Below are 14133 nucleotides of genomic sequence, written 5' to 3'. Positions count from 1 at the left end.
GGGCGAGGGCCCTTGTCCGGGGATGACCCGAAGCATTTCAGGCAAGGTCATCCCTCAGGACTTCAGAGTTGCCCATGTTTCTTTGCGCCGGGTCTTTCAACCCGGTTGGAACATGGGCTAGGACAACGCGGCTTCGCACCGGAGGCGGAACGAAGCCACAGACAACAAACAGGACGAACGTCCTGTTTGGACAGGAACCCGGGGGAACCCCAATGCTGAGTGGACTAGAGGCGGCCTTTTTCTACCTCTTCGCCTTTGTCGCCGTGGCGTCGGCGTTCATGGTCATTTCGTCGCGCAACCCCGTGCATTCGGTGCTGTTCCTGATCCTGACCTTCTTCAACGCCGCCGGCCTGTTCATGCTGACGGGCGCCGAGTTCCTGGCGATGATCCTGCTCGTCGTCTATGTCGGCGCTGTCATGGTGCTGTTCCTGTTCGTCGTCATGATGCTCGACGTCGACTTCGCCGAGATGAAGGAGGGCGCTCTGCAATATGCGCCGATCGGCGCGCTGGTCGGACTGATCCTGGCGGCGGAACTGATCGTGGTGCTCGGCGGCTATACCTTCGCGCCGCAGCTCGCCTCGACGGTATCGAAGCCGATTCCCGATCTCGCGGCGCGCTCGAATACGGCAGCGCTCGGCGACATCCTCTATACGGACTACCTCTACTACTTCCAGATCTCGGGCCTCGTGCTGCTGGTGGCCATGATCGGTGCCATCGTTTTGACGCTGCGCCACAAGGAAGGGGTCAAGCGGCAGTCGATCGCAGCCCAGGTCGCCCGCACGGCGGCGACGGGCATGGAAATCCGCAAGGTCAAGTCGGGCGAAGGAGTCTGAGATGGTCGTCGGCATCGCACATTATCTGACCGTATCGGCGATCCTTTTCACGCTCGGCGTGTTCGGCATCTTCCTGAACCGTAAGAACGTGATCGTCATCCTGATGTCGGTCGAGTTGATCCTGCTTGCGGTCAACATCAATTTCGTCGCCTTTTCGGCGGCTCTCGGCGACCTCGTCGGCCAGGTGTTCGCGCTGTTCGTGCTGACGGTCGCAGCGGCGGAGGCCGCCATCGGACTTGCCATTCTCGTCGTCTTCTTCCGCAACCGCGGCTCGATCGCGGTCGAAGACGTGAACATGATGAAGGGTTGACGGAACCACCATGTACCAGGCCATCGTCTTCCTTCCGCTGCTCGGCTTCCTGATCGTCGGCCTGTTCGGCACGTCGCTCGGCGCCAAGGCGTCCGAATACATCACCTCCGGCTTCCTGGTGATCGCGGCGGTGCTGTCGTGGGTTGCTTTCTTCACCGTCGGCTTCGGCCATGGCGAGGTGTTCACCGTGCCGGTGCTGCGCTGGATCCAGTCCGGCGGACTGGAGGCGTCCTGGGCGCTCAGGATCGACACTCTGACGGTGGTCATGCTGGTGGTGGTCAACACCGTGTCGGCGCTGGTCCATATCTACTCGATCGGCTACATGCACCACGATCCGAACCGGCCGCGTTTCTTTGCCTATCTGTCGCTGTTCACCTTCGCCATGCTGATGCTGGTGACGGCCGACAACCTCGTGCAGATGTTCTTCGGTTGGGAAGGGGTGGGCCTGGCGTCCTACCTGCTGATCGGCTTCTGGTACAAGAAGCCCTCGGCCAACGCCGCGGCCATCAAGGCCTTCGTCGTCAACCGCGTCGGCGATTTCGGCTTCGCGCTCGGCATCTTCGGCGTGTTCGTGCTGTTCGGCTCGGTCAATCTCGGCACCATCTTCGCCAATGCGGCGACGTTCATCCCGGCTGAAGGCGCCCCGCAAGGTGCTGCGGTGCTGACCTTCCTCGGTTATGCGCTGGATAAGCAGGCAGCGATGACGATCGTCTGCCTGCTGCTGTTCATGGGTGCCATGGGCAAGTCGGCGCAGGTGCCGCTGCACACCTGGCTGCCGGACGCCATGGAAGGCCCGACGCCGGTCTCGGCGCTCATCCATGCCGCCACCATGGTGACGGCCGGCGTGTTCATGCTGGCGCGGCTGTCGCCGCTGTTCGAGCTGTCGCATTCGGCGCTGACGGTGGTGACCTTCATCGGCGCCTTCACCGCCTTCTTCGCGGCGACCGTCGGCCTCGTCCAGAACGACATCAAGCGCGTCATCGCCTATTCGACCTGCTCGCAACTTGGCTACATGTTCGTGGCGCTCGGCGTCGGCGCCTATGGTGCGGCGATCTTCCACCTGTTCACGCATGCCTTCTTCAAGGCGCTGCTGTTCCTCGGCTCGGGCTCGGTCATCCATGCGGTTTCCGACGAGCAGGACATGCGCAAGATGGGCGGCCTGAGGACGCTGATCCCGACGACCTACTGGATGATGGTAATCGGCACCCTGGCGCTGACCGGCGTCGGCATTCCGGTCACCGTTATCGGCACCGCCGGGTTCTTCTCCAAGGATGCCATCATCGAGACGGCCTTTGCCGGGCATAATTCCGTGGCGGGCCTCGCCTTCGTGCTGCTGGTGATCGCCGCCGGCTTCACCTCCTTCTATTCCTGGCGGCTGATCTTCATGACCTTCCACGGCAGGCCGCGGGCGAGCCATGAGGTGATGCACCATGTCCATGAATCGCCGCCGGTGATGCTGGTGCCGCTGTTCGTGCTGGCGGCGGGCGCGCTGTTTGCCGGCATCATCTTCCACGGTGCCTTCATTGGCGAAGGCTATGCCGAATTCTGGAAGGCGTCGCTGTTCACACTGCCGGACAATCACATCCTGCACGACATTCACGAACTGCCGCTATGGGTCGAGCTGTCGCCGTTCATCGCCATGCTGATCGGCCTGGCGCTGGCGTGGAAGTTCTACATCCGCTCGCCGGAAATGCCGGTCAATCTGGCCGCCCAGCATCGCGGGCTCTATGCCTTCCTGCTCAACAAATGGTATTTCGACGAGCTCTATGACTTCCTCTTTGTGCGGCCGGCCAAACGCCTCGGTTCCTTCCTGTGGAAGACCGGCGACGGCACCGTCATCGATGGTCTCGGGCCTGACGGCATTTCGGCACGCGTCGTCGATGTCACCAACCGCGTCGTCAAGTTGCAGACCGGCTATCTCTATCACTATGCCTTCGCCATGCTGATCGGCGTTGCCGCATTCGTCACCTGGATGATGCTCTGATGACCGCTTGGCCAATTCTCTCGCTGGTCACCTTCCTGCCGTTGGTTGGTGTGCTGCTCATCCTGTTCATCAACGACGACAGCGAAAACGCACGCCGCAACATCCGCGCCATCGCGCTGCTGACGACGACGTTCACCTTCATCGTCTCGCTGTTCATCTGGACCGGCTTCGACAATTCGCAAGCCGGCTTCCAGTTCGTCGAGAAGGTCGCCTGGCTCGATTCCGGCATCTCCTACCATATGGGCGTCGACGGCATTTCGATGCTGTTCGTCATTCTGACCACATTCCTGATGCCGCTCTGTATCCTGGCGTCGTGGGAAGCGATCGAGAAGCGCGTCAAGGCCTACATGATCGCCTTCCTGCTGCTCGAAACGCTGATGATCGGCGTGTTCTGCGCGCTCGACATCGTGCTGTTCTACGTCTTCTTCGAAGCCGGCCTGATCCCGATGTTCATCATCATCGGCGTCTGGGGCGGCAAGCGCCGCGTCTATGCCTCCTTCAAGTTCTTCCTCTACACGCTCGCCGGCTCGGTGCTGATGCTGCTCGCCATCATGGCGATGTTCTACCAGTCCGGCACGACCGATATCCCGACGCTGTTGACGCACAATTTCCCCGCCAACATGCAGACATGGCTGTGGCTCGCCTTCTTCGCCTCCTTCGCGGTGAAGATGCCGATGTGGCCGGTGCATACCTGGCTGCCGGATGCGCATGTCGAGGCGCCGACAGCCGGTTCGGTGATCCTGGCCGCCATTCTGTTGAAGATGGGCGGATACGGCTTCCTGCGGTTCTCCTTGCCGATGTTCCCGCTGGCCTCCGAGATGTTCGCGCCGCTGGTCTTCGCACTTTCGGTCGTCGCCATCATCTACACCTCGCTGGTGGCGCTGATGCAGGAGGACATGAAGAAGCTGATCGCCTATTCGTCGGTCGCCCATATGGGCTTCGTGACCATGGGCATCTTCGCCATGAACCAGGAAGGCGTGCAGGGCGCGATCTTCCAGATGCTCAGCCACGGCCTGGTCTCGGGCGCGCTGTTCCTGTGCGTCGGCGTCATCTATGACCGCATGCACACGCGTGAGATCGCCGCCTATGGCGGCCTGGTCAACAACATGCCGAAATACGCCACCGTGTTCCTGATCTTCACCATGGCCAATGTCGGCCTGCCGGGCACGTCAGGCTTCGTCGGCGAGTTCCTGACCATGCTCGGCGTGTTCCGGGTCAATACCTGGGTGGCGTTCTTCGCTGCCACCGGCGTCATCCTGTCGGCCGCCTACGCGCTTTGGCTCTACCGCCGGGTGATCTTCGGCGCGCTGACCAAGGACAGCCTCAAGGGCCTGCTCGACCTGTCGACACGCGAGAAGGCGATCATCTATCCGCTGGTTGTGCTGGTCATCTTCTTCGGCGTCTATCCCGCTCCCGTCTTCGACGCGACGGCCCAGTCGGTCAAGTCGCTCGTCACCAATGTCACCGCATCCATCGGCGCCGCGCAGACCGCGGCGGCGAACTGACCCAGGGGTTTTGCGAACCATGACGCCGGACCTTCTCTCCAGCCTGTCGCTCTCGACGCCCGAGCTGATCCTTGCCATCGGCGCGCTCGCGCTGCTGATGGTCGGGGCCTATTCGCGCGCCAACACCGCCAACACCGTAACCGGCCTTGCCGTCGCCGTGCTGGTGATATCGGGCGCCTGGCTGATCTTTTCCACCGGGCAGGGCAGTGCCTACGGCAATGCCTTCATCCAGGATTCCTTTGCCCGCTTCATGAAGCTGCTGGCGCTGGTGGGCTCGGCGGTGACGCTGATCATGTCGATGCGCTTCGCCAGGGCGGAGCGGTTCGACAAGTTCGAATATCCGGTGCTGATCCTTCTGTGCACGCTCGGCATGATGCTGATGATCTCCGCCAACGGCATGATCGGGCTTTATCTCGGCCTCGAGCTTCAGTCGCTGGCGATCTATGTCTTGTGCGCGATCAACCGCGAGAACCTGCGCTCGACCGAGGCGGGCCTGAAGTACTTCGTCCTCGGCGCGCTGTCGTCGGGCATGCTGCTCTATGGCATCAGCCTGGTCTATGGTTATACCGGCAACACCGGGTTCCAGGAGATCGCGACGGCGCTGGGCGGCGGAGAGCGCCAGCTTGGCCTCGTCTTCGGCCTGGTCTTCGTGCTGGCCGGCCTCGCCTTCAAGATCTCGGCGGTGCCGTTCCACATGTGGACGCCCGACGTCTATGAGGGTGCGCCGACACCGGTGACGGCTTTCCTGGCGGCGGCACCCAAAATGGCGGCTATGGCGCTGATCGTGCGCGTCACCATGGGCGCGTTCAAGCCGATCGCTTCCGACTGGCAGCAGATCATCGTCTTCATCTCCATCGCCTCGATGGCGCTCGGCTCTTTCGCGGCGATCGGCCAGACCAACATCAAGCGCCTGATGGCCTACTCCTCGATCGGCCACATGGGCTACGCGCTGGTTGGCCTTGCCGCCAACAGCCAGGCCGGCGTGCGCGGCGTCGCGATCTACATGCTGATCTATCTGGTGATGACGCTCGGCACCTTCGCCTTCATTCTCGCCATGCGGCGCAAGGAAGGCAATGTCGAGCAGATCAGCGACCTGGCAGGCCTGTCCTCGACCAACCCGATCATGGCGACGATCCTGACCATCCTGATGTTCTCGCTGGCCGGCATCCCGCCGCTCGCCGGCTTCTGGGGGAAGTGGTACGTCTTTCTCGCCGCCATCAATGCCAACCTCTACGCGCTGGCGATCATCGGCGTGCTGGCCTCGGTAGTGGGCGCCTATTATTACCTGCGCATCATCAAGATCATGTGGTTCGACGAACCGGTCGGCGGCTTCGTGCCGATGGCCAGTGAATTGCGCCTCGTACTCGGTGTCTCCGGCGCTTTCGTGCTGTTCTATGTGCTGATCGGCGGTCCGATCGGCGCCTATGCCGAAGCCGCCGCCAAGACATTCTTCTGACGGGATGGCATTTCGGCTGGCTCCAACCTCGGCGTCGGAAGGATTCCGGCTGGAGGCGCATGACAGCGTCGGCTCCACCAATGCGCTGGCGCTGGATCACGCCCGGGCCGGCGACCCCGGCAGATTGTGGGTCGTTTCCAAGAAACAGGAAAGCGGGCGCGGGCGGCGCGGCCGCGTCTGGGCGACACCCGAGGGAAATCTGGCGGCGACGCTGCTCGTCCTCACCGGGGGCGAGCTTCGACTCGCCGCGACGCTCGGTTTCGTCGCCGGCCTGGCGCTGGCCGATGCGCTCGATGCCGTGGTGCCGGGGGGCCGGATCGCCATCGGCCTCGACGGCGGCAATGAAGGCAAGAACCGTTTCGAGCTGAAATGGCCGAACGACGTGCTCGCCTCCGGCGCCAAGCTCGCCGGCATCCTGCTGGAATCGGCCATGCTGGACGGCGGCCGTTTCGCGGTGGCGGTCGGCATCGGCGTCAATGTTGTGGCGTACCCTGAGGATTTGCCGTATCCCGCGACGTCGCTTCACGCACTGGGTGCGGCATGCGATGCCGAAACGCTGTTCCTGGCGCTGTCGGATGCCTGGAGCGAGAATGCCCGCCTGTGGGACGACGGGCGGGGACTTGCCGCCGTCAGGCGGCGCTGGCTGGCACGCGCGGCAGGGCTTGGCGGCGAGGTTGCTGTCAGAATTGACGGTAATGTGGTGCGCGGGGTGTTCGAGACCATTGACGAGGACTGCCGTTTCGTGATCCGCGACGATGAGGGCTCGGTTTTGACGATCGCCGCCGGCGATGTGCATTTCGGCGCGGTCGCATCCGCCCGGGTATAGTTTTGTTTTTGCGCAATTCCAGACGGAAAACCGTTACAGACTTTTCCCGGAATTGCTTCAATGGCTTGGCCTGAGGGCCAGGAAGGAAAAAATCATGGCGAAAGCGGAAAACGCCGAACTCGTCTTCGTGCCGCTGGGCGGCGTCGGCGAGATCGGTATGAACTTCGCTCTCTACGGCTATGGTCCGCCGAGCGCGCGCGAATGGATCGTCATCGACGTCGGCGTCACCTTTCCCGACGCGGCGCATCCGGGCGTCGACCTGATCCTGCCCGACACGCGCTTCATCGAAGAGAACATCGCCAATTTGCGCGGTATCGTGATCACCCACGCGCATGAGGACCACTATGGCGCGCTGCTGGATATCTGGCCGAGGCTCAAGGCGCCGGTGTGGATGACGCCGTTCAGCGCCGGGCTGCTGGAAGCCAAGCGCCAGGGCGAGCAGGGCGCGCCGAAGATCCCGCTGACCATCTACCGCGCGGGCGAAAAATTCACTGTCGGTCCGTTCGAAATCGAGGCGATCCCGGTCGCGCATTCGATTCCCGAACCGATGTCGCTGGCCATCACCTCGCCGGCAGGCACCGTCATCCACACCGGCGACTGGAAGATCGACCCGGCGCCGACGATCGGACCCAAGACCGACGAAGCACGGTTCCGCGCCTATGGCGACAAGGGCGTGCTGGCGCTGGTCTGCGATTCGACCAATGCTATGCGCGAAGGCGAATCGCCATCGGAAGTCGCGGTCGGCGAGGGGCTGAAAGGGGTTATCCAGGCCGCCAAGGGCCGCGTCGCCGTCACCACCTTCTCCTCCAATGTCGGCCGTATCGTTTCCATCGCCAAGGCGGCGCGCGATGCCGGCCGTCAGTGCCTGGTGCTCGGCCGGTCGCTGAAGCGCGTCATCGATGTCGCCGGCGAACTCGGCTACATGGACGGTCTGCCTGAGTTCATCGCCGAGGAGGATTTCGGCTTCATTCCGCGCGAAAACCTGGTCGTCATCTGCACCGGCAGCCAGGGCGAGCCGCTGGCGGCGCTTGCCAAGCTCTCGCGCGACGAGATGAAGTCGGTGTCGCTGACGGCCGGCGACACGGTGGTGTTTTCCTCGCGTACCATTCCCGGCAACGAGAAGGCGATCCTCGAAATTAAGAACCGCCTCGTCGATCTCGGCATCAAGATCATCGAGGACGGCGATGCGCTGGTTCATGTCTCCGGCCATCCGCGGCGCAGCGAATTGCGCAAGATGTATGAATGGGTACGGCCGCAGATCGGCGTTCCAGTGCATGGCGAGGCCGCGCATCTGGTGGCGCAGGGCTCGCTGATGTCGACGTCGGGCATCGGCCAGGTGGCGCAGGTGCGCGACGGCGACATGCTGCGGCTTGCTCCCGGCCCTGCCACGATCATCGACCAGGTGCCGTTCGGCCGCATCTACAAGGACGGCAGGTTGATCGGCACCGACCAGGCGATGGGCATTCGCGACCGTCGCAAACTGTCCTTTGCCGGCCATGTCGCGGTCAATGTGGTGCTGGACGAGAAGTATGAGCTCGCCGGCGATCCCGATCTGGTCGCAATCGGCGTCGCCGAGGCCGACGCCAGAGGCGAGACGCTGGAGGACCTGATGATCGATGCGGCAATCGGCGCGGTGGACTCCATCCCCCGTCAGCGCCGAAAAGACCTCGATCTGGTGCAGGAGGCGGTACGCCGTGCCGTACGTGGCGCCGCCAACGAAGCCTGGGGCAAGAAACCGCTGGTGACTGTATTTGTCACGCGGTGACGAATAGGGGAATAGGGGAATAAGGCAGTAGGGGAGTAGGGGAGAATGAGCCGTTGCTTTTCTTCTGTCTTGTTTCCCTACTCCCTTACTCCCCTAAAGCGGAGCGCTCTATGCTTGGACGCCTGAACCATGTCGCGCTTGCGGTGCCGGATCTGGCTGCGGCTGTCGCTTGCTATCGCGACACGCTAGGCGCCGAAGTGAGCGAACCACAGGCGCTGCCCGGGCATGGCGTCACCGTGGTGTTCGTCAATGTCGGCAACACCAAGATCGAGTTGCTGGAGCCGCTCGGCGAGGGTTCGCCGATCGCGGCTTTCCTCGAGAAGAACCCGTCGGGCGGCATGCACCATCTCTGCTATGAGGTCGACGATATCCTTACCGCGCGGGACCGGCTCCAGGCGGCCGGCGCCCGGGTTCTGGGCGACGGCAAGCCGAAGACCGGCGCGCATGGCAAGCCTGTGCTGTTCCTGCATCCGAAGGATTTCTTCGGCACGCTGATCGAACTGGAGCAACCATGAGCTGGGTTTCGTTCACCGCACTGTTTTTCGCGACCTGGTGGGTGGTGCTGTTTGCCGTTCTGCCGTTCAGCGTCAGGACGCAGGATGACGATCGTGACGTGACGCTGGGCACGGTGCCTAGCGCGCCGCGCGGACCACATATGCTGCGTGCGGTGATCCGCACCACCGTCGCCACGGCGGTGCTCATGGGCATTTTCTACGGCCTGACGCACGGGCTGGGATATAGCCTCAACGACATCCCGCACATCGTGCCGGAATTCGGCCAGGCCACGGCAAAATAGCAGCATTCAAACCGGCTCTTGCGCTTCGGGCGAGGTCATGCCGCCATTCGGCGCCGGCTCATCTGTTCAGGCTTCAAAAATCATGACGCAGGGTAAGGTGGTTTGGCAACGCATTGCGCTAAGCAGGTGATTGCACAAAAAAAATGCAAGGCACAAGGCCTTGCAATTTAAACGCGTCCGATCTGTTTCCGGTTTCCGGCGGCAGCGAGTAACCGCGCCTAGATCGCATCCTCCCAAGACTTTGACCGCGTAGGAGAACAGATTTTTCTCTGCTCTCTCGGTTATCGGGGCACATTAGCCCAACGGAAATGAAAATGTCACGAAGAATTTTGCCTTGAAACGGGCATTCTCGTGCTGCACTGCACAATAGTACGGCAGGCTTTGCTTGGGAAACCACCAGCCGGGCGTTTTATGCAACCGTGGCTCCTTCGATCGTCCAGCATTCGCGGCGCGCGCGAGGGGTGCTCAAAACGTTTTCATTCCGCGCGCCACGCCGTTCGTAAGCTGAATTTCCGATTTCCGGGTCGATGCGTCCGGGTTCCCATTGCGCCATGAAATGGCTATGAAGCCGGGGCAAGCAAGCCTGCGTCGCACCGATTCTGGCGCGGCCTCCTCATTCACGGACCAGTCCATGCGTTTGTCGCGCTATTTCCTGCCCATCCTCAAAGAGAATCCGCGCGAGGCGGAGATCGTCTCGCATCGGCTGATGCTGCGCGCCGGCATGATCCGCCAGCAGGGGCAGGGCAGTTTTTCCTGGCTGCCGCTGGGCAAACGGGTCCTGGACAAGGTCTGCCAGATCATCCGCGAGGAACAGAACCGCGCCGGCGCGCTGGAAATCCTGATGCCGACCATCCAGTCGGCCGACCTTTGGCGCGAAAGCGGCCGCTATAACGACTACGGCAAGGAGATGTTGCGCATCAAGGACCGCCAGGACCGCGACATGCTTTACGGCCCGACCAACGAGGAAATGGTCACCGAGATCTTCCGCGCCTATGTAAAGTCCTACAAGGACTTGCCGCTCAACCTCTACCACATCCAGTGGAAGTTCCGCGACGAGGTGCGGCCGCGCTTCGGCGTCATGCGGAGCCGGGAATTCCTGATGAAGGATGCCTACTCCTTCGATCTCGACTTCGAAGGCGCGAGAGCCGCCTACAACAGGATGTTCGTGTCCTATCTCCGGACCTTCACCCGCATGGGCCTACAGGCGATCCCGATGCGGGCCGACACCGGTCCGATCGGCGGCGATCTCAGCCATGAATTCATCATCCTGGCCGACACCGGCGAGAGCCAGGTGTTCTGCCATCGCGATTATCTGTCGCTCGGCGTGCCCGGAGCCAACACCGATTTCTCCAACGACGCCGAGATATCAGGCATCGTCAAGACCTGGACGACGCCTTACGCCGCGACCGACGAAATGCATGACGAAGCGGCCTGGGCTGAGGTTCCCGACAGCGACAAGGTTTCGGCGCGCGGCATCGAAGTCGGCCATATCTTCCATTTCGGCGAGAAATACTCCAAGCCGATGGGCGCCAAGGTGACCGGGCCCGACGGCAAGGATCATTTCGCTTCCGGCGGTTCCTACGGCATCGGCCCGTCGCGGCTGGTTGCGGCGATCATCGAAGCCAGCCATGACGAGAACGGCATCATCTGGCCGGAAGCGGTGGCGCCGTTCGACATCGGCCTGATCAACATGAAAGCCGGCGATGCCGATTGCGACCGTGTCTGCGATGAACTCAACGCAGCTTTCACTGCCGCCGGCAAGGATGTGCTCTATGACGACACCGACCAGCGGCCGGGCGGCAAGTTCGCCACCGCCGACCTGATCGGCCTGCCCTGGCAGGTGATCGTCGGACCGCGCGGCGTGGCCGCCGGCGAGGTCGAGATCAAGAACCGCAAGACCGGCGAGCGCGTGACGCTGCCGATCGCCGATGCGAAAAAACGCTTCGGTGCCGCCGCATGAGCGAGGCGGCGGCAGCGAGACCGGCAGGCGCCGGACCGTTTTCCATCTTCGAACGCACGGTGGCGTGGCGCTATCTGCGCTCGCGACGCAAGGAGACGGTGATCTCGGTCATCGCCTCGATCTCCTTCCTCGGCATCATGCTGGGAGTGGCGACGCTGATCGTGGTGATGGCCGTCATGAACGGGTTCAGGGCCGAGCTGCTCACCCGCATCCTCGGCGTAAACGGCCATCTGATCGTGCAGCCGCTGGATTCGCCGCTTGAGGACTATGCGCAGGTCGCCGGCCGCATCAACGGCGTGGCCGGCGTGAAATACGCCATTCCGCTGATCGACGGCCAGGTGCTGGCGCAAGGTAATGTCGGCGGCGGCTCCGGCGCGCTGGTGCGCGGCATCAGGGGCGAGGACCTGGGCAAGATTGCCATCGTCGCCAACAACATCAAGCAGGGCTCGATCGCCGATTTCGACACGGGCGAGGGCGTCGCCATCGGCAAGCGCATGGCGGAGAATCTCGGCCTGGCGCTCGGCGACACGATCACGCTGATCTCGCCGGACGGCGACGTGACGCCGCTCGGCACGACGCCGCGCATGAAAGGCTACAAGATCGCGGCGATCTTCGAAGTCGGCATGTCGGAATATGACGCCTCCATCGTCTACATGCCCTTTTCCGAGGCGCAGCTCTATTTCAACATGGATGGGCGAGCCCAGACGATCGAGATCTATGTCGACAATCCCGATGATGTCGACGCGCTGAAACCGAAGGTGGAAGAGGCGGCGCAGCGACCCATCGACCTCGTCGACTGGCGGCAGCGCAACGAGACCTTCTTTTCCGCCCTGCAGGTGGAGCGCAACGTCATGTTCATGATCCTGACCCTGATCGTTCTGGTGGCGGCGCTCAACATCATCTCCGGGCTGGTCATGCTGGTGAAAGACAAGGGGCACGACATCGCCATCCTGCGCACCATGGGCGCCTCGCGCGGCGCCATCCTGCGCATCTTCCTGATGACGGGCGCGGCGATCGGCGTCACCGGCACCATCGCCGGCGTGCTGCTCGGCGTGGTCATCTGCCTCAACATCGAATCGATCCGCGAGTTCTTTTCCTGGATGACGGGCAAGGTGCTGTTCAATCCGGAGCTCTATTTCCTCAGCCAGTTGCCGGCGAAGATGGATCCGCGCGAGACGACCTATGTCGTCATCATGGCGCTCGGCCTGTCCTTCCTGGCGACGTTGTTTCCGGCATGGCGGGCGGCCCGCCTCGATCCGGTCGAAGCGCTGAGGTACGAATGATGGCGCAGGCCATTATCGAGTTGAAGAGCGTCGAGCGGCACTATGTCCAGGGGCCGCGCAAGCTCACCATTCTGAACGGTGCGGACTTCTCGCTGAAGCGCGGCGAGATGGTGGCGCTGGTGGCGCCGTCCGGCACCGGCAAATCGACGCTGCTGCATACGGCAGGGCTCTTGGAACGGCCCGACGCCGGCGACGTGATTCTCTCCGGCCGGGCCTGCGGCCGGCTATCCGATGACGAGCGCACCTCGATCCGCCGCAACGATGTCGGCTTCGTCTACCAGTTCCACCATCTGCTGCCGGAGTTTTCGGCGCTGGAAAACATCATGATGCCGCAGCTCATCAAAGGGCTGCCGCGCAAGGAGGCGGCCGAGCGCGCGGCGCAGCTGCTCGACTACATGCAGATCGGCAAGCGCGCATCGCACCGGCCGTCCGAACTGTCGGGCGGCGAGCAACAGCGCGTGGCAATCGCACGCGCGGTCGCCAATGCGCCGCTGGTGCTGCTGGCGGACGAGCCCACCGGGAATCTCGACCCGGTCACTGCCTCCTATGTGTTCGAGGCGCTGGAGGCATTGGTGCGGCAATCCGGCCTCGCGGCGCTGATCGCCACCCACAATCACCAGCTGGCAGCGCGCATGGACCGGCGCGTCACCCTGGCCGAGGGCAAGGTGGTGCCGCTCTAAGGGGTACCTCGATGTCCGCTGCGAGATTGGGTTCAACCTTAACAACGTCCAGCGAGATTTCCGCGGGTTTAGTTTGCCTTCGGGGATACTGATCCCTCCGGGAGTCCTCTGGATCAGAACCGCCAGTGAGCCTTCAGTGCGATCAGGGCGGAAGAGATCGCGGTCATCACCAGGATGAGCAGCCAGGGTTACAAAGTTGCGCGAGAGGCGCCACCGGCGGCCTTGCCTCATGCGCTTTCGCCAGCGATCAGCTTGATTGGCGCCTTGGTGTTGCCTCACGTCATCACTCGGCAGTCGTAGCTTACCCACTATTGTCTCGACTGAGATTGAGGGCAGCAGGCGCTCATCCCATACGCTAACTGACGATAGCGTCGCCGACATCTTCCTGACCTGTTGATAGGTCCCGCGCCGTCAACCTTTTCTTAACCCTGCCGGTTTGATCGCTCGAAAATTCCGGCTGCGGACGGATGCCGCTCGTTGACTTTGAAACAAAATTAGAACAAATTGCGAACATATCAACAACAGGAGAGAGTTATGACCGATCTGGTTCAGGATGTCATCTCGCTGGTTTGCATGAGCACCTTCCTCATTTCCATGGCGATCTGGATCGGAGCCATGTGAGGTGACCGTCTCTGCAGTCGCTGTTCCGGCGGACGAAAGTCCGCTTTGCCGTTAAGCCTTTCTTGCCGCCCATGGCGCTAGGGTGTCGCTCCTGAAAGCAGGAGCGCCGCGTGT

Annotated in this window: 12 protein-coding genes; all 12 read left to right on the top strand. The window is 62.6% G+C overall.

The genetic code is table 11. The annotated features are described in order from the left end of the window. Nucleotides 1-212: 212 nt before the first annotated feature. The 12 genes from LB545_RS13500 (at nucleotide 213) to LB545_RS13445 (ending at nucleotide 13398) form a co-directional block, all read left to right on the top strand. Nucleotides 213-833: an NADH-quinone oxidoreductase subunit J gene (locus tag LB545_RS13500; protein ID WP_140495585.1), complete on the top strand. Its 621-nt coding sequence runs from the start codon at nucleotides 213-215 to the stop codon at nucleotides 831-833. Nucleotide 834: 1 nt separating this feature from the next. Then, on the top strand, nucleotides 835-1143 hold the full coding sequence (nuoK, locus tag LB545_RS13495) for an NADH-quinone oxidoreductase subunit NuoK (protein ID WP_019858930.1): 309 nt from the start codon (nucleotides 835-837) through the stop codon (nucleotides 1141-1143). A gap of 10 nt (nucleotides 1144-1153) precedes the next feature. After that, a complete protein-coding gene (gene nuoL / locus LB545_RS13490; RefSeq protein ID WP_140516407.1) occupies nucleotides 1154-3127 on the top strand; it encodes an NADH-quinone oxidoreductase subunit L in 1974 nt (657 codons plus the stop codon). Further along, nucleotides 3127-4632, top strand: a complete 1506-nt coding sequence (locus tag LB545_RS13485) for an NADH-quinone oxidoreductase subunit M (protein WP_140495587.1) — start codon at nucleotides 3127-3129, stop codon at nucleotides 4630-4632. The genes nuoL and LB545_RS13485 overlap by 1 nt, the downstream gene beginning before the upstream one ends. A gap of 19 nt (nucleotides 4633-4651) precedes the next feature. After that, nucleotides 4652-6088, top strand: coding sequence for an NADH-quinone oxidoreductase subunit NuoN (nuoN, locus tag LB545_RS13480; protein WP_224705218.1), 1437 nt, complete (start codon nucleotides 4652-4654; stop codon nucleotides 6086-6088). A 4-nt stretch (nucleotides 6089-6092) separates the two neighbouring features. Next, complete coding sequence (locus LB545_RS13475; protein WP_140656949.1) at nucleotides 6093-6914, top strand: biotin--[acetyl-CoA-carboxylase] ligase; 822 nt, start codon at nucleotides 6093-6095, stop codon at nucleotides 6912-6914. 94 nt (nucleotides 6915-7008) lie between these two features. Continuing rightward, complete coding sequence (locus tag LB545_RS13470; protein ID WP_140495590.1) at nucleotides 7009-8679, top strand: ribonuclease J; 1671 nt, start codon at nucleotides 7009-7011, stop codon at nucleotides 8677-8679. 110 nt (nucleotides 8680-8789) lie between these two features. Beyond that, entirely contained in the window at nucleotides 8790-9194 is a 405-nt protein-coding gene (gene mce, locus LB545_RS13465) for a methylmalonyl-CoA epimerase (RefSeq protein ID WP_140495591.1), read from the top strand. After that, entirely contained in the window at nucleotides 9191-9475 is a 285-nt protein-coding gene (locus LB545_RS13460; protein ID WP_140495592.1) for a DUF1467 family protein, read from the top strand. The genes mce and LB545_RS13460 overlap by 4 nt, the downstream gene beginning before the upstream one ends. 631 nt (nucleotides 9476-10106) lie before the next feature. Continuing rightward, nucleotides 10107-11435 (top strand): proline--tRNA ligase, encoded by a 1329-nt coding sequence (gene proS, locus LB545_RS13455; RefSeq protein WP_140495593.1) that lies wholly within the window; start codon nucleotides 10107-10109, stop codon nucleotides 11433-11435. Then, nucleotides 11432-12718: a lipoprotein-releasing ABC transporter permease subunit gene (locus LB545_RS13450; RefSeq protein ID WP_140495594.1), complete on the top strand. Its 1287-nt coding sequence runs from the start codon at nucleotides 11432-11434 to the stop codon at nucleotides 12716-12718. The genes proS and LB545_RS13450 overlap by 4 nt, the downstream gene beginning before the upstream one ends. Next, nucleotides 12718-13398 carry an ABC transporter ATP-binding protein gene (locus LB545_RS13445; protein ID WP_140495870.1) on the top strand — a complete coding sequence of 227 codons (681 nt, stop codon included), beginning with the start codon at nucleotides 12718-12720 and terminating at the stop codon, nucleotides 13396-13398. The genes LB545_RS13450 and LB545_RS13445 overlap by 1 nt, the downstream gene beginning before the upstream one ends. Nucleotides 13399-14133: the final 735 nt, after the last annotated feature.

The sequence above is a fragment of the Mesorhizobium sp. BR1-1-6 genome (assembly GCF_020165355.1).
Lineage (GTDB): Bacteria > Pseudomonadota > Alphaproteobacteria > Rhizobiales > Rhizobiaceae > Mesorhizobium.
This window is presented reverse-complemented; position numbering and strand designations above follow the sequence as displayed.

What these genes read in the sequence shown, in the direction of transcription:
- mce (WP_140495591.1), top strand. Translation starts at nt 8,790, where the DNA reads ATGCTTGGACGCCTGAACCATGTCGCGCTTGCGGTGCCGGATCTGGCT.
- LB545_RS13445 (WP_140495870.1), top strand. Translation starts at nt 12,718, where the DNA reads ATGGCGCAGGCCATTATCGAGTTGAAGAGCGTCGAGCGGCACTATGTC.
- LB545_RS13470 (WP_140495590.1), top strand. Translation starts at nt 7,009, where the DNA reads ATGGCGAAAGCGGAAAACGCCGAACTCGTCTTCGTGCCGCTGGGCGGC.
- proS (WP_140495593.1), top strand. Translation starts at nt 10,107, where the DNA reads ATGCGTTTGTCGCGCTATTTCCTGCCCATCCTCAAAGAGAATCCGCGC.
- nuoN (WP_224705218.1), top strand. Translation starts at nt 4,652, where the DNA reads ATGACGCCGGACCTTCTCTCCAGCCTGTCGCTCTCGACGCCCGAGCTG.
- LB545_RS13485 (WP_140495587.1), top strand. Translation starts at nt 3,127, where the DNA reads ATGACCGCTTGGCCAATTCTCTCGCTGGTCACCTTCCTGCCGTTGGTT.
- LB545_RS13450 (WP_140495594.1), top strand. Translation starts at nt 11,432, where the DNA reads ATGAGCGAGGCGGCGGCAGCGAGACCGGCAGGCGCCGGACCGTTTTCC.
- LB545_RS13500 (WP_140495585.1), top strand. Translation starts at nt 213, where the DNA reads ATGCTGAGTGGACTAGAGGCGGCCTTTTTCTACCTCTTCGCCTTTGTC.
- nuoK (WP_019858930.1), top strand. Translation starts at nt 835, where the DNA reads ATGGTCGTCGGCATCGCACATTATCTGACCGTATCGGCGATCCTTTTC.
- LB545_RS13475 (WP_140656949.1), top strand. Translation starts at nt 6,093, where the DNA reads ATGGCATTTCGGCTGGCTCCAACCTCGGCGTCGGAAGGATTCCGGCTG.
- LB545_RS13460 (WP_140495592.1), top strand. Translation starts at nt 9,191, where the DNA reads ATGAGCTGGGTTTCGTTCACCGCACTGTTTTTCGCGACCTGGTGGGTG.
- nuoL (WP_140516407.1), top strand. Translation starts at nt 1,154, where the DNA reads ATGTACCAGGCCATCGTCTTCCTTCCGCTGCTCGGCTTCCTGATCGTC.